The 16048-nt window shown below is 47.7% G+C and carries 15 protein-coding genes; 9 read left to right on the top strand and 6 right to left on the bottom strand.

Annotated features, from left to right (window positions below):
* Window positions 1–66: 66 nt before the first annotated feature.
* Window positions 67–1497, bottom strand: a complete 1431-nt coding sequence (gene pepV / locus RQP50_RS00690) for a dipeptidase PepV (RefSeq protein WP_072727497.1) — start codon at window positions 1495–1497, stop codon at window positions 67–69.
* 572 nt (window positions 1498–2069) lie between these two features.
* Here pepV and RQP50_RS00695 point away from each other — a divergent pair.
* Window positions 2070–3101, top strand: coding sequence for a polysaccharide biosynthesis protein (locus RQP50_RS00695; RefSeq protein WP_072727496.1), 1032 nt, complete (start codon window positions 2070–2072; stop codon window positions 3099–3101).
* Window positions 3102–3179: 78 nt separating this feature from the next.
* On the opposite strand, the gene RQP50_RS00700 is transcribed toward RQP50_RS00695, so the two are convergent.
* The 3 genes from RQP50_RS00700 to RQP50_RS00710 all read right to left on the bottom strand — a co-directional run bounded on the left by RQP50_RS00700 (window position 3180) and on the right by RQP50_RS00710 (window position 5904).
* Window positions 3180–3758 (bottom strand): thymidine kinase, encoded by a 579-nt coding sequence (locus RQP50_RS00700; RefSeq protein WP_021254773.1) that lies wholly within the window; start codon window positions 3756–3758, stop codon window positions 3180–3182.
* Window positions 3759–3848: 90 nt separating this feature from the next.
* Window positions 3849–5123, bottom strand: coding sequence for an NUDIX hydrolase N-terminal domain-containing protein (locus tag RQP50_RS00705; protein ID WP_072727495.1), 1275 nt, complete (start codon window positions 5121–5123; stop codon window positions 3849–3851).
* A gap of 22 nt (window positions 5124–5145) precedes the next feature.
* Window positions 5146–5904, bottom strand: coding sequence for a DeoR/GlpR family DNA-binding transcription regulator (locus RQP50_RS00710; protein ID WP_315742474.1), 759 nt, complete (start codon window positions 5902–5904; stop codon window positions 5146–5148).
* Window positions 5905–6160: 256 nt separating this feature from the next.
* Here RQP50_RS00710 and RQP50_RS00715 point away from each other — a divergent pair, with 256 nt between their 5' ends.
* From RQP50_RS00715 to pstA, 7 genes are all read left to right on the top strand, one after another.
* Entirely contained in the window at window positions 6161–6766 is a 606-nt protein-coding gene (locus RQP50_RS00715; RefSeq protein WP_072727493.1) for a TetR/AcrR family transcriptional regulator, read from the top strand.
* A gap of 128 nt (window positions 6767–6894) precedes the next feature.
* Complete coding sequence (locus RQP50_RS00720) at window positions 6895–7524, top strand: HXXEE domain-containing protein (protein ID WP_072727492.1); 630 nt, start codon at window positions 6895–6897, stop codon at window positions 7522–7524.
* A 26-nt stretch (window positions 7525–7550) separates the two neighbouring features.
* Complete coding sequence (locus tag RQP50_RS00725) at window positions 7551–8264, top strand: methyltransferase domain-containing protein (protein ID WP_175560585.1); 714 nt, start codon at window positions 7551–7553, stop codon at window positions 8262–8264.
* A gap of 287 nt (window positions 8265–8551) precedes the next feature.
* Window positions 8552–9994 (top strand): stalk domain-containing protein, encoded by a 1443-nt coding sequence (locus RQP50_RS00730; protein WP_072727491.1) that lies wholly within the window; start codon window positions 8552–8554, stop codon window positions 9992–9994.
* A gap of 26 nt (window positions 9995–10020) precedes the next feature.
* Complete coding sequence (locus tag RQP50_RS00735; RefSeq protein WP_072727490.1) at window positions 10021–10884, top strand: phosphate ABC transporter substrate-binding protein; 864 nt, start codon at window positions 10021–10023, stop codon at window positions 10882–10884.
* Window positions 10885–10966: 82 nt separating this feature from the next.
* The gene (gene pstC / locus RQP50_RS00740; RefSeq protein ID WP_065292828.1) at window positions 10967–11920 is read left to right on the top strand and encodes a phosphate ABC transporter permease subunit PstC; all 954 of its coding nucleotides are present in this window, start codon (window positions 10967–10969) and stop codon (window positions 11918–11920) included.
* Window positions 11917–12798 (top strand): phosphate ABC transporter permease PstA, encoded by an 882-nt coding sequence (gene pstA, locus RQP50_RS00745; RefSeq protein ID WP_072727489.1) that lies wholly within the window; start codon window positions 11917–11919, stop codon window positions 12796–12798. The genes pstC and pstA overlap by 4 nt, the downstream gene beginning before the upstream one ends.
* Before the next feature lie 147 nt (window positions 12799–12945).
* On the opposite strand, the gene RQP50_RS00750 is transcribed toward pstA, so the two are convergent.
* Together RQP50_RS00750 and RQP50_RS00755 are read right to left on the bottom strand one after the other, a co-directional pair.
* A complete protein-coding gene (locus tag RQP50_RS00750; RefSeq protein ID WP_072727488.1) occupies window positions 12946–13572 on the bottom strand; it encodes a nitroreductase family protein in 627 nt (208 codons plus the stop codon).
* Between the two features lie 267 nt (window positions 13573–13839).
* A complete protein-coding gene (locus RQP50_RS00755; RefSeq protein WP_072727487.1) occupies window positions 13840–14760 on the bottom strand; it encodes an aldo/keto reductase in 921 nt (306 codons plus the stop codon).
* A gap of 252 nt (window positions 14761–15012) precedes the next feature.
* Between RQP50_RS00755 and RQP50_RS00760 the strand changes: the two genes are divergently transcribed.
* Entirely contained in the window at window positions 15013–15972 is a 960-nt protein-coding gene (locus tag RQP50_RS00760) for an MraY family glycosyltransferase (protein WP_072727486.1), read from the top strand.
* Window positions 15973–16048: the final 76 nt, after the last annotated feature.

Genomic DNA, 16048 nt, shown 5'->3' on the forward strand with positions numbered 1-16048 from the left:
ATGTCTTTTACGTAGAAAAGGTGTCATCCGCTGATGGTATTCAGCAGGATGACACCTCTGTTATTGTTATGCGTCCAAGTTCGCCAATTCATAAATGGCGCGGGCATAAATCGCAGTTGCTTTCAACAAATCCTCGATCTCGATGTATTCGTCTACGCGGTGAGCCATCTCTTCTCTTCCTGGGAATAAGGCGCCGAATGCGACTCCATATTCCATGAATGCAGCGTATGTACCGCCGCCTGTTGTCAGCAAGGTAGGCTCAAGCTGTGTTTCCTCCGCATAAATCTTCTGCAGCACCTTGATCATTGGATGCTCTGCATCGACATGATGCGGCTCCTTCAAGTCAGGCTCCTCTACGAGGAAGCCGAATGCATCCATCTTCGCTGCCAATGTATCCAGAATCGTCGGTAGATCCTGTGTGACTGGGAAGCGAATGTTCAGATGGAAGAATGGCTGCTTGTCCGCTCCGAATTCGAAAATACCTGCATTGACGGTTAATGGCCCTGTAATGTCATCCTCATACGCAATGCCCAGCTTGCTGCCCAAGTGATCGTCCGTCAAATAAGCATCGACGCAGCGAATGTAGCGGTCAGCATCGGCTTGGAAGGAGTACGAACGCAAAAATCCGAACAGCTTCAGTGCAGCATTGATGCCTTGATGAGGCTCCATGCCATGGGCGGATTTCCCTTTGAGGCTGAGCGTCATTTGATTGCCATTCACTTCGGATGAACCTTTCAATTGCTGCTCTGTGTAATAGCTCTCGAACTTGGCTGCCAATTCTGTAAGAGCAGTTGATTCGCCAGAGATCGTTGCTGTTGCAGATTCCGGCACCATATTCTCAACACCGCCGCCATGGAAGGATACGAGCTCTAGCTGCCCCTCTTGACGCCCGGAAGCAGAATCGTCTGGCTTCAGCAGGAAGCGGGTATTGATTTGACCCTTCTCCGCATGTGTAATGGGGAAGTCGGCATCTGGAGCGAAGCCGTATAGCGGCATTTTCTCACGCTTCGTATAGGTCTTCATGCATTCCATCCCGCTCTCTTCATCTGCACCGAAGATAACGCGCACATTGTGCTTCAATGGCAAGCCGAGTTCTTTCACAATCTTTAAGCCGTAATAAGCTGCAAGTGTAGGCCCTTTATCATCAATGGCGCCACGCGCGAACAGCTTGCCCTCACGAATGTCAGGGGAGAATGGCGGGGTTGTCCAATGTCCGGTTGCAGGGACGACGTCAACATGGCATAGTGCTGCGACATATTCGCCACTCGTCGATTCGCCATATTCGGCGTAGCCTACATATCCGTCCAGGTTCGTTACACGGTATCCGTCGCGACGGGACATGTCCAGCACATAATCAAGCGCGCGAGCTACATTTTGCCCCATAGGCTTGCCAGGTTCGCTCGTGCTGGCATCCTTCACACTTTCGATGCTGAGCAATCCCTTCAGATCCTGCAGCAGATCGTCCTTGCGCTTTAATACTTCTTCCATCCAGTTCATCAAGCCGCACTCCTTTTGTATTGAAAATTGAACATGTGTTAATAGTGGTCGTGTATATGCGACGCTCATCCATGAACATATGATTGCCGCCTTGGCATAATTATAACAGGTGAAGTCCAGTAACAACATACAGGGAGCTGGCGAATCGCAGAGATTGTAGGGTGCAGTATCCCCCAGAATATGTTCACGGGTGTTTATATAGGTGCTGAGGGCTCTGTGGTGGATGGGCGAATATCGAAGTCCAGCCGTCCTTCCAGACTATCGTTCAGCTCAACCAGTAGCGCTGCTGTTTGTACAGATATCACGCAAGATCCGCTCGATTTATCTCTCACTTTAAGGGATAGAGGTAGAGGCGGCGAACCGTTATATGGAATGGATCGATCACATGTCGACTATTGTGCGTCAAGTGAAGCAGTGGGATAAGAACAGTGTTCAATCGGTGCGAGGGGTAAGGCGGCCTATTTTCGATGCCTACCTATCGTTTGTCCAAACCCTTCTATCTATGGGTGCATTTTATAAGTAGTATAATCTTCATTTTGCACCAGCAACCTATATCTATAGGAGGGAACGGCGTGTTAGCTAATGCTACGATTCTAGTAACAGGCGGAACCGGTTCATTGGGCTACGCCCTCGTTGAACAATTATTGCTGCATCGTCCTGCTCGAATTATCGTATATTCGCGCAATGAGACGAGCCAGTTCATTATGAGCCGCAAGTTTGAGGATGCAAGACTGGCGTTCTGGATTGGCGATGTGCGCGATCAAGACTCCCTCCATCAGGCATGCCAAGGGGTCGATTATATCTTCCATCTCGCTGCGCTCACACATGTATCCTTTTGTGAGGAGCACCCGCAAGAAGCGTTGAAGACGAATGTGGTTGGCACACAATATGTGATTGAGGCCGCTATTGCGAATCAGGTTAAGGCAGTTATATTTGCATCGACGGATCAAGCCGTGGAGCCTACGAGCTGCTATGGAATGACGAAGGCGATGGGTGAGAATGTAATAATAAACGCCAACATCGTGAGCGAATCCACGAGATTTATCGCTGTTCGCAGCAGCAATGTTCTAGGAACACACGGGAGTGTACCTCATGTACTGCTGGATCAGATCAAGAATAAGAAGCTTGTTAGTATGATGGATCGGGGGAAGACCTGTTTCTTCACGCCGATGGAGCAGGCCGTCGCCTTATTGCTGAAGGCGCTGCAATCTGGAATTGGCGGCGAGCTGTACACGACGAAGATACCGTCATGCGCTCTAGTGCATATGGCTGAGGTATTTATAGAAATGTGTGGCGGGGGAGATGTACGGCTTATTTTTACAGGTTCAGCGTCGAGTGGCAAAGGGAAGATTCATGATATTCTCATCTCGGAAAGTGAGAGCCGACATACCGTGAAGGCGGATGATTCTTATTTGATCGTTCTTCCTCTATTAGGCTTGCCGAGACTGCATGAGCATTATGCGTCGTATCCTTCTATGGCTGTGGGGGAATACACATCTGCAGAGGGGGCAATGACGAAGGAAGAGATACGTGAATTGCTGTTCGATAGCGGATTGTTGTATGAGGTGCACGTATCCAAGCAAGCTCAAGGCTCGCGGGACTAATCAAGCGACATGGAAGGTTTTTTATGTATAGCACGAGAACGCCCCTGAAGCATGTGGCTTCAAGGGCGTTATAAGTTTCTAGGATTGCAATGGCGGATTTTTATGGCACTTCCGGCATACCGGATAGTACGTATCGTTACCGCCGATTACGATTTGCTCTCCCGTATAGAGAGGACGGTTATTGGCGTCAACACGCAGATTCATCGTTGCTTTGCGTTCACAGAACCAGCATATCGTTTTCATTTCCTCTATTTTATCCGCATACAGCAGCATATAACGGCTGCCCTCAAATAGCTCATTTCGGAAGTCATTCTTCAATCCGAAGCCCATAACAGGAATATCGAGTTCATCGACGATGCGGGTAAGCTGCATAATTTGAGCATGATCCAAAAATTGGACTTCATCAATCAGCACGCAGGAAATGGGTCCTTCATGATGCTGTACGATCTCAAATAAATCAGTGTCTTCATGGATCGAAATTGCCTTGCGGCGCAGACCAATGCGAGAAGATATATAACCGCTCTCGTCCCGATCATCTACAGCAGGGGTGAAGATCAATACGGACTTCTCCTGCTCTTCATAATTATGGGCAACCTTCAATATTTCAATGGATTTCCCACTATTCATTGCGCCGTATCGAAAATATAACTGAGCCAACTTCGCCACTCCGTTCCATTCTTTGTTGATGAGATTATAGAATAGCATAGGAAGCGTCTCAGGTACAGGAACAGAGAATGGATATGCTGCTTAGTCCAGGATTACGGATTGTTCGGGATGATGGTACAACTGGAACATTAAGCGCAGCTGCGCTTCCGTATTGCGTTCAGCCGACAATGTCGGCAGCGCATGTTCGGGGAAGAAGCCTACCTCGCTCGTTTCTGTGCCGCTGGCAGCCTCCCCTCCGATAATGTCACACAGGATGAATAATTTATACACATGAAACGGTTCAGGCGGGTGCTGGTGGAACCGCTTATCTAGCACGGCAAGCAGTCGGATGGCTCTTGCTTGGAAGCCGGATTCCTCTTGGATTTCCTTCACAACAACCTCAGATGGAGAGAAGCCGATATCTGCCCATCCGCCGGGAAGAGACCATGCTCCATCGGCCTTTTCCTTGACGAGCAGAAGCTCTCCATCACGGAAGATGACACCCCGGACATCTACCTTCGGCGTTGCGTAACCTGTATCGCTTGCGAAGGATAGCCGGATTTGTTCCTTATCTGCTTCAGTGCAGTTAGCCATCATATCGATACTAATGTCGCGCAATTCTTCATACCGCTCGCGGTCGTAAGCGTTTTCTGTGTACGTTAAGCCGATCTGTGCGAGAGCTTGTATCCGCTTGGCCCAATGCAGCTGTCTCCAATCGAGAGCTGGGTTTTCTACCGACTGTTCGATCAGTTCGATAAGCTCTGCCGGCTTCGAGTAGATGTCATGTGGAGCTGTCTCGAATGTGGCCGACTGAACAGTATCGAACCATTTAGCTCCTATCGTATGCACGTTAGCGGCAAGGCCGGCTTGAATATCAGCGTTGCTGTCACCGATCCAAATCGCTTCGTCGGCGCGAATATGTAATGCGTCCAGCGCCGCGTGAATGCCTTCAGGATCGGGCTTCGGCCTCGTTACTTCATCGCCTGTGATGGCGATATCCACATACTTAGTCAAGCCGAGCGCTTCACTGGAAATCTCATACGCTCGCCGCCCTTTGCCTGTAATAATGCCGATCGATATGCCATGCTCCTTCAAATGCTGCAGCATCTGAATAATTGCTGGTGAAGCATGTACAAGGCTGGGATGCCAATTGCGGTACATTTCAAAATATTCTTCGATGGCGGAAGGCAATAGACCTCTATATTTCATATTTGCAGTCAATATGCCTTCTTCCGTCGGGCCGAACATCGCAATAATTTGCTCCTTCGATACCATTCGATTGTCATATCGTTTGAATATTTCTTGAAACACATGAAGTGTTAATGGAAGGGTATCAGCTAGTGTCCCGTCAAAGTCAAACAAAACGGCTCGTATCATTGCATTCATCCTCCTTGATGGGTTAAGAGATTATGATCACTTGCACATGATTGGCCTTCATCGCATTGGCTAGCTCAGGCGACAGTGGCTGGTTCGTAATGAGAATATCGATGTCGGACAAGGATAGCCCCCGATAGTAATGGGTATGTCCGAGCTTCGTATAATCCGCAAGTACGATTGTCTGTCTTGAACGGCTAACAATTTCTCTCTTCATATATATGTCTTCTTCATAATGATAATAAATGCCTGCTTCCGAGATGCCTGCTGCGCCTAAGAACGCCTTATCGAATTGAAAATCACGCAGCTTGCCTAGTGTCGAGTAGCCAGATAAATGTCTTGTCTTCGGCTGCACGATGCCTCCTAATAGATGGGTCTGTATCGTGGCTTGCTCAGCCAACATACAAGCATTATCAATCGAATGGGTCACGGCGGTTGCGTGAGCAGGCTTTAGATGCGGTATGATGCACTGCACTGTGGTCGATACGTCCAGAAAGATCATGTCGTGATCTTGAACAAGCTTAGCGGCATGGCGTCCGATGCGCATCTTGCCGTCTGGTTCATTATGCAGTCGAGCAGCGTAGGCTTCAATCTTCTGTTCCAGCCGGGGGAGCGTAATTCCTCCATGGGTACGTGTTACGGCACCGCTTTCTGTCAGCTTCACGATGTCACGCCTTGCCGTATCTCTGGAAATGTCGAACATCGCGCAGATTTCTCCGACAGTCATCGTGTCTTGCTCTTCTAAATGCGTTAATATGCGCAGAAGGCGCTCTTCTTGGTACATATTCTCCACCTCATACTTCTGATTTTAAGTATATGTAAGTGATATTTCAAGTACATGTAAGTATTTCGCGTAAATATAAGCTCTATTTTATGTGAAAAACGTAGATATGCAACGGGGACACGCATCTGAAGACGCGAATGTGGAACTGGATCAAATTAGGGTTGATTGGATAAAACAGGAGTGGTAGTATATGGTTAAACGATGATTTAAACATTGTTTAAATCACTGTTTAAATTATGTGCGGGAGGGATTAGGAATGAAGCAACCTGATAAGTCGCTAGAGACGAAGGAGAAGATCTTGAATGCGACCCTGGATATGATCAAGGAGGAAGAATTTGAGCAGATTACGATTCGCAAAGTAGCGTCGCGCTCCAACACGAACATCGCACTAATCAACTACTACTTCGGATCGAAGGATGCTCTGATCAATGAGGCGATTAAAATATTGTTATCGGGCTTCCGCAGCTCGTTCAACATTCTTGATGATCGCAGCATAGAGCCTCTGCAACGACTGCGCTTGTTCCTGATTCAATATGTACAGGTCATTCAACAATATCCAGCGATTATCTCACGTACAATTACTGCTGGCTCTGCCATGTTTGCCTCTCAGCAAGAGTATGGACAATTTCTGCAAGCTGTCGGCTTTGACAAAGTTCAGCGTACAATTCAAGAGATTACGCGCGAGGACAATCATGAAGGATTAACAATGATGATGATGCAGCTATTCGGTGCCGTGTTTCTCCCTGTTTTAATGAAGCCTCTGCTTGAATCCGGTACGGGAGTGGCAGTTGCGTCTGTCGAAGCACAGATTGACTTGTTGTTTGCACGCTATTTCCATCGAGATTCAAGATTACAATCATGAATTTTTTGCATTTGCTCGAATGATGCCATTCCTGAAGTAACTCGTTCTTGAACCTAGCAACCTTGCAATGATGATGAAGTCCATTACACATGCAGAGGCTGTGTCCCTGCGAATAGGAGGCAATCGAGATGGATGTTCTCAGAAAGTATTGGCAGGATCTTGGAATGGTTGTTGCTGTCATGGTGTGTATCTATTTGTTGGTAAGAGGAACTGCGATTCCTGACATCACGGTGATGCTGTGGTTGAGCTTCGTGGCAATTCTGGTTCACCAATTCGAAGAATATCGGTGGCCCGGATACTTCGGGGGCTTGTTCAATGCAGTTCTATTCAAGAGCAAGCATCCTCACAATTATCCGCTGAACCCGCATTCGGCTATGATTATTAACCTGATTATTGCCTATGGGTTTTATTTGCTGCCCGTCTTGTTCCCTGAAGTGATATGGCTTGGTCTCGCTCCCATGTTCATGGGGTTCTTTCAATTAATCTGGCATGGTATTTTCGCAAATAGTAAGGCAGGATCTCTCTACAATCCCGGACTCTTCTCTGTGTTAGTCTTGCACATCCCTGTCGGGTGCTGGTATGTTTTTCATATTACAACGACAGGAATTGTCCATACATCTGATTGGATCATTGGGACGGTTTACTTCCTTGCTGCCGTATATGTCTTGATCGTTAAGGGGAATATGTGGCTCAAGAATCCGAACTCCCCATATCGCTTTACGGGCAAACAATTAGGCCCCTATTCCAAGCAGATGTAAATGAATAAAAGGTGGGAGAGATGAAGATGCCAGGGATTGAACAGAGTGACAGAGCTATGAAGCTTGATTTGGAGCGTATCGTATTTATCGGGCGAACCTACGATGAATATATCAGCATGTTCGATTTGAACATCGAAGATCTGCAAGGGAAGCGCATATTAGACTGCCCATCAGGGGCTTGTTCCTTCACCGCAGCGGCAGTTCGTCAGGGGATTGATGTTATGGCATGCGACATCGCATATGAATATGCTGCTGATGATTTGCAGCGGAAGGGAATACAGGATGTAGCGCATGCGATGGAGCAGATGGCGCATGCTGCTGAACAATACGAGTGGGGGTTCTTCGGTGATATCGATGGCTTGCGAGCCCATCGACTGCAAGCATTGCGGGACTGCTCAGTACATCGACGGGAAGAACCGCATCGGTATGTTCATGCGACTCTTCCGTCTCTCCCTTTCGAGGACGGAGAGTTTGATGTGGTTCTCTCCGCACATTTCCTCTTCATGTACGGAGATCGGCTGGATGAAGCGTTTCACCGCAATACGCTCGTTGAGCTGCTTCGTGTAGCGAAGGAGGAAGTACGAATTTTCCCGTTGATTGACTTGGCAGGGAAGCGGCCACCTCAAGTAGACATCGTGATCGAGCAGACCAAGAATCTTGGCTGTGAGGTACAGGAACGTACGGTTCCTTATGAATTCATGCGCGGCGGCAATACAATGCTGTACATCAAGAAGAAGTAGTGACACGATGAACTCGAGATATGGTTCTATCAATGGATTAATGAATAAGGGATTAGGTGTAAATCTGGCAGAGTAAGCGAACTGCAGGCAATGTATGTAGAGTGAACGAAAAACGTGAGAATTCGGAGCAGGCGGCCTTGGGTAATCAGGGCTGCTTTTTTTTGTTTGCGTAAATCCGAAAATTTACAATTCCGAAATATTACTCACGATTCCCGTTAACATTCGTATGTGAAAATACTTCCAGAAGCCTATTGCAATACCTATTGCCATGAGAAAAGGGTGAAGACATGAATCGTAACATGTTAACGGTCATCGCAACGTCGCTCGCACTATCTACGATCATTTCTACTAGTGCTGTTAGCGCAGCGGAAGCAAACAAAGGGCAAGTAAGCATCGCAGCAGTGACGAAGGAAGCAGCAAAAGCATCCAATCTGTCAATCGGGATTGATGGTGTAAGCAGCAATATTCGCACACTGAATGTCAAAGGAACGGTATTGTACTCCGTTCGCGACATCGCCAATATTTTTGGCGCAGATATCCAAGAAAGCAAGAGCGGAATTACACTCGTTGGTGGCAACCCAGCGCAGACGATTACGGTTCGAGTGAACTCGGGCGCTTATGAAGTTGATGGCGCTACGAAGAACTTCTCAGTTGCACCGTTAGAGCAAAAAGGTGTGATCTACGTGGAGCTTAACGCACTTGTTGAAGCACTTGGCGGAGAAGTATCTGGTTCCGGCAGCAAGCTGGATGTTGTTAGTGTGAAGCCTCTCGAGGGAGATTTCAGCTCCCCGCGCATGAACAGCAACGGTGAAGTGATAGCTGCTCGCGAATCTGATGGAACGGTTCAATTGTATAAATGGAATTCTACATACCGGATATACGATGCTTTGACTTCTAACGAGAACGCAGCAAACACAGCAGTATCGCCTGACCTGAAGTGGGGCGTATTTACGAATGAGTCCAGTCAATTGTACTTGATGGATCTGAGCCTTGGAACTGCACAAGCAATTGGTAAAGATACTTCCGTAAAGACCGATCTGACATGGTCCGCAGACGGTAAAAAAGTGTACTTTGTACAAGGGGACAAGCAAGAGAAAATCGCTTACGTGAACGTAGACAGCGGCAAGATTACAAGCGTGTTGGCTGATAAAGTAGAAAATAAGTCGGACATCCGCCTGTCGGCTGATGACAAGACGGTTCTGTACGCAGTTAACATTACAGGCGTAGCGAAAAATGACAAGGATAGCACAGAAGACTCCTTATCCATCGACTTCTCCGGAGCAGGCTCCCAGTTGTTCACACTGGATCTGACTGCGAAGGATGCGAAGCCGGTTCAGTTGACAACTACGTCGGACAACAAGCTGTATCCGAACCTGCTGACAGACGGAAGAGCTGTCTATGTGAGCGGTGATACAGAGGGTAAGGTTGAGAACAGCGTATTGAAGGTTGTTCAAGCGAAGGAGAAGAAGGTATCGGATCTCGTAGCTGATGTAGATGTATCCGTTGCTGTTATTTCTGCGAAGGGCCAATTGATTATCGCTGCAACAGAGAAAGACGGCAAGTCGAGCATCTATGTGGTGAAGGCAGATGGCTCCAAGTCGAAGCTGTATACAACTGAAGGTTCGATTACTGAAGTATTCCCTTCCGCAGACGGTTCTCAAGTTGCGGTTATCGAGGATGGACAAGTGAAATTGGTAGCTAATAATCAAGCGGTTACGTTAACGAAATAAACAGTTCCGAAGGGAGAGCATTAACAATGAGAAAATTAAAAATCGCATCTTTGGCAATTCTCGCATCTTTATTCCTTGTATCTTCAGCTTTTGGAGGAGCGTCTACAGCTCTGGCTAAGGACGAATTGAAAGGCAAAGTAACAATTAATGGTTCAACGGCATTGCTGCCAATGACATTGCAAGCAGCGAAGGAGTTCCAGAAGCTGCATCCAAAAGTGAAAGTTGCAGCTTCCGGTAAAGGCTCTATCACTGGTCCACAAGCTGTTAAGAAAGGCATCGCTGAAATCGGCGCATGCGACTGGGATGCAAGCATGGACGTTCCAGGATTCAAAGCATTCGAAGGTCAAGTGGCTCACAAAGTAGCGGTAATTCCATTCGCGACAATCGTGAACAAAAACGTAAAGGTAGACAACCTGACAACTGAACAGTTGAAAGGCATATACTCCGGCAAAATTACGAACTGGAAAGATGTTGGCGGCGATAACGCGGATATCGTAGTTATCACTCGTTCCTTCGGTTCCGGTACGCGCGTTAACTACCAATTGAAAGCATTGGATGGCGGCGACATTACGAAGAAGAAGGACAACTACAAAGAAGTTGGTTCCAGCGGCGACATGAAGACAGCTGTTGCAACAACGCCTAACGCAATCGGCTACATCGACCTTGTATACGTGAACAGCGATGTGAAAGCTGTTAAATTCAACGGCGTAGAAGCTTCCTCAGACAACGTAATCAATGGCAAGTACCCTGTATGGGCATATGGCTACTACATGACAAAAGGCCAACCAACAGGCGCTACGAAAGAATTCATCGAATACATTCAAAGTGCGAAGTTCCAACAAGGTTCGTTGAAAAAATTGAAATTCATTCCAATTTCCGCAATGAAGTAAGTTGAACGATTCGCTGTAAGAGATTTCATTCACGGCCAGCCCTCAGGAAGTCGGGGGCTGGTTGTTCTATGGGGGAACGAGAATGAGCACGCCTGTTCAAGAGCTGGCGCCGGTAGCCGGAGCCAATATCCTAACTACATCCAAGAAAAGCCGGTTCGATCGTTATGCACGGGTACGATTTACGAACCGCCTGTTCCAGTACTTATTCCTGCTGTGCATTTTAGCTTTATGTGTTGTGCTCGGACTGGTCATTTTCTTCATTGGCAAGACGGGAATTTTGACCTTCCGCGACATTTCGCTGTCAGATTTCTTCTTATCACTTGATTGGACGCCGGAAGATGGGAAATTCGGGGCCGGTGCATTTATCATTAACACACTACTATTAACAGGGCTAACCCTGGTGATTGCCGTTCCGATTTCTGTTGGCATGGCCGTTCTGCTTGTGGAGATCTCTCCAATGTGGTTCAAAAGGTTCGTACGACCAGTGCTCGACTTGCTGGTTGGGATTCCTTCCATTGTATATGGTTATCTTGGGTTGACAGTTTTAATACCACTTATTCGTGAATGGACAGGGGAGAACTTGGGAGACGGCTTGCTGGCAGCCGCGCTCGTTCTATCTCTTATGATATTACCGACAATATGCCGGGTCAGTGACGAAGCGATTGCAGCCGTACCGAAGAAATATCGGGAAGCGGCTTATGCGTTAGGCTCCACCCGCTTGCAGGTCATTATGAGAGTTGTACTCCCGGCTGCGAAGCGGGGGATTGTTGCAGCAATTATTCTGGGTATGACCCGTGCAATTGGAGAAACGATGGCCGTTGTTATGGTTATCGGGAATACGGCACAGCTTGCCGATTCGTTATTCACGCCAACAGCGGTTCTTACGAGCAACATCGTCATGCAAATCTCGAACGTGGAGTTCGATTCTACATGGAACTACGCGCTTCATATGATGGCATTCCTGCTTCTGCTCATCTCCTTCCTGCTGATTGTCGTTATTCGTTTCATTAGCAAGAGAGGGGGCGCTCGCGCATGAGTTCGTTCACAGCAAGCGGCCAAAACAATCGCGCCAAGCTGTATAATCAGGCGGCTACAGGGCTGTTCTATGCGTTAGGAATAGCGGTGCTGATGCTGATCTTCTGGCTGCTGTTCACCATATTGAGCAAGGGGCTGCCTGGCATCACCTTGGAATTCTTAATGAAGGTTCCGGAAGAGATGGATGCGGGGGGCGGGATCGGCACAGTATTGTTCAACTCGTTCTACATCTTGATCTTGTCCTTGCTAATCTCTGTGCCAATTGGAGTTGGGGCGGGTATCTATATGGCGGAGTATGCGCCTGCAAATCGCTTTACAGAAGGGCTTCGCATGTGCGTGGAATCCTTATCATCCGTTCCTTCGATCGTGTTCGGCTTGCTCGGACTTGCTATCTTTGCAGAGTACTTCCAGGTTGGACTCACGATACTAGGCGGGGCAGTAAGCTTGGCATTCCTTAACCTGCCTATGCTGTGCCGCGTTACGGAAGAAGCGATTCGCGATGTGCCGGCTGAGCTGCGCAATGCAGCCTATGCACTTGGCACAACGAAGTTCCAGACGATTCGTACAGTCGTTCTACCCGTAGCACTTCAAGCGATTATTACGGGCATATGCTTGGTAGCAGGTCGTGCATTCGGTGAATCAGCGGTTATTATTCTTACGGCGGGCTTGAGTACTTCCGGAGAGATGTGGGACTTCAATCTGTTCTCCCCGGGCGAAACACTTGCCGTTCATCTCTGGTATGTACAATCCGAGGCAATTGTAGAGGATGCTAGTCAGATTGCCGATAAGGCAGCAGCGGTGCTCGTCTTCGTCGTTTTATTCATCAATCTCGTGTTCCGCATTCCACTCTGGTTCAATAATCGCAAATTGAAAAAGTAAGTCCATTCATCATCCCATGTGGAAGAGCCAATAGGCTCTCCTGCATGGGATTGTTATCGTGCTGGTCGTCCACAACAATCGCAAACCTAAAAAAGCTTCCCGAGACGGCTTGTTTCGGGAAGCTTTCTTCATTATGGATTAAGGAGCTTAGAAAGATTGGAACGTAACGAATTCGTGAACAGGCTTGCGATATCCGCGTGGACGCTGGCTGGACGTATCCTCCTTGCCAATGGTGAGCATCATAACGGGGACGAGATGATCAGGGACGTTGAGCGCACTGCGAACCTTATCCGGATCATAGCCAATCATCGGGCAAGTGTCCCAGCCCTTTTCCTTGGCAATCAGCATGAACTGCATGGCAGAGAGGCTGGCATTGCGTACGGCATCTTCGTGACGGAAGGACTCCCCGCGATTAAGATAGAAGTCCGTCGTACTGCTTACGATTTGATCGTATTCCTGTTGGCTGATGACACCAAGATTGAGCAGCCCCTCATTCATGGCGGCAACATGCTTATAGGCATCCAAATCACCGAGTACAACTATGACAGCCGATGCGGTCAACACTTTATATTGTTTGAATGCAGCCTCGTACAGCATATTCATTTTGTCTTTATCCGTAACTGCCACATAATGTGTATGTTGCAGATTGAAGGCGGATGGAGCGAACTTCGTGAGCGAGAACATTTCGGTAAGTTCCTTTTCCGAGATTTCGACATCCTTCAAGAACTTGTTCGCGGAACGTCTTTGTTTAACGATCGTTTCTACATCGTGCATATGTATCATCTCCTGGTCTATTTATCATCCGTTTTAATTGGTAGTGAAAAGATCATATCACATTAACTATAATAAAGTAAGTAATTTACGAAAAAATATTAAAATGATCACACATTTTGTTGAACTGACGAACTGCCTGAAAATCGGCAAGCTGTAAAAAGCGAAGAGAGGCACATTTTAATGCATAAAAAAACGAGAGGCATGCATGCCTCTCGTCGCTGATGCTGCACGGTTCCCAGATGCGGATGGTACAGGATATTGGCAATATTAGTTCTGCCAGAGCTGCGGATGATCCGCAGATACGAGTCGTGCAGCTCTCGCATTGGCCTCGACTTGGGCTTCGTTCTTGCAGCCTGGAATGACGCTTGTAACCGCATCATGACGCAAGCACCAAGCGAGCGCCCACTCTGCTAAGCTTACTCCTTCAGGTACCTCGGACTGGCGAATGTGCTCGGCTTGCTGCAGACGGTCATCAATGAACTGCTGCTCATGGCGATGCCGCACATCATTGTCGGCGAAGGATGTGCCTGGCTTGTATTTGCCGCTTAACAAGCCGCTAGCGAGTGGAACACGTGCAAGAACGCCCAGGTTCTGCTGAGTGCAGGAAGGGAACACATCCTGCTCGGGGCCTCGATCAAGTCGGTTATAGACGACTTGAATGACGCTTGCGCCTATATCGGCTGCATTGGTAGTCTGATGCATACTGTTGCTTTTGTTCAAGGATAGACCGATATGGCGAATTTTACCCGCTTCCTTCTGCTTGTCCAGCATGGTCCAGAGCGCGTCATTGTTGAACGCCTCGTCATCGCCCGAATGGAATTGGTATAAATCGATGTACTCGGTCTTGAGTGCACGCAAGGAATCATCAAGCTGCTTCAGCACCTCTGGCGCGCCATACTGATTCGTCCGGTTCATGTGGGAATGGAAATGATGGCCGAACTTCGTTGCCACGACCCAATCCTCGCGGTTGTCCCGGCTCAAGTAATCCCCAATGAATGATTCAGACAAGTGGTCTCCGTAGCATTCAGCCGTGTCAATGAAGTTAATGCCAAGATCTTTCGCTTTATGTAGGATACGATCAACTTCTGATTGGGTATAATCATGTCCCCATTCCCCGCCGAATTGCCAAGTACCTACGCCAATCACCGACACCTTCATTCCTGTCTTGCCCAGTTTGCGATATTGCATAGAAGACTCACACCTTTCTATATTGTTCACCTATTGACTTTATGGTTGATGTGTATGCTGCTTACCGTAATGATAGCATAGGAAGCTGTGCCAAGCCTATAAACGGGAGGCTTCGGTGTGACAGGACCTAGATAAAAAAAATTTAATTTCAATATCCGCTATTATTCATGATAATATGAGTTATAGTTGCAAAGTTTGATTCAGTAAGATTACTGATTATGTCTGATTAACGCATGATTACAGGAGGAAGGTATGTATTATTTATTAGCTTTTCTGATCTCTTCATGTATCGTGATGTTTTTGATACCTCCACTGCGCAAGCTTGCATTCCGCATTGATTTTGTGGACAAGCCCATGCCGGACAATGAACGGAAAATTCATCGGGAGCCGATCCCGCTTACGGCGAGCATTGCCATATTTATCGCATTTATTGTATCCTATGTTATTTTTGTCCGGAATTCTGCGATCGAGTCCATCGCGATTATTAGCGGCGGGTTGTTGATTCTGGCAATCGGCACCGTTGATGACTGGTACAAGACGCATGGCAAGGAGTTCCCAGCACTGCCGAAGCTGCTCGTACAAATATGCGCGGCAGTTATCGTGTATCTATCAGGGATCACCTTCGAAGGCTTTACGAACCCATTCACGCATGAATTTGTAAACTTGCCAGCATGGCTGCAGTGCATTTTGACCGTTATGTGGATCTTCGGTGTGACAACCGTGATTAACTTCACGGATGGAATGGATGGTCTGGCAGGTGGATTAACGGCGATATCAGGTGGAACTTTGTTCGCAGTAGCACTTGCGCAAGGACAGAATGTATCTGCGATGATGGCCATTATTCTCGTGGGAGCATCTATTGGCTATTTACGATTTAACAAGCCGCCGGCGAAGGTGTTTATGGGGGATGCAGGTGCGACGTTCTTAGGTTTTATTCTCGGCGTAATTGCCTTGGATGGTGCCTTCAAGCAGGCGACCGTATTGTCCTTGTTCATTCCGATTTTGGCTTTAGGGGTTCCGATTCTTGATAACGTATTCGTTGTCATTCGTCGGATGCTGAATGGCCAGCCTGTTTACAAAGCCGATGCTACACAAGCTCATTACCGGCTGCTGGCAGGCGGTCTGAATCAGAAGCAGGTTGTGGCCGTGTTGTGCTTAGTTAATCTGTGCTTCGGATTAACGTCCATTATTTTGACGCTGCTTCAGGTATAAGATAATTCATACATGATGACAGAGAGCCTTTCCGTTCAGGAGAGGCTCTTTTTGCGATTTTAGCAAATGGGTTGCT

Source organism: Paenibacillus suaedae, assembly GCF_032337355.1.
Taxonomy (GTDB): Bacteria; Bacillota; Bacilli; order Paenibacillales; family Paenibacillaceae; genus Paenibacillus_B; species Paenibacillus_B suaedae.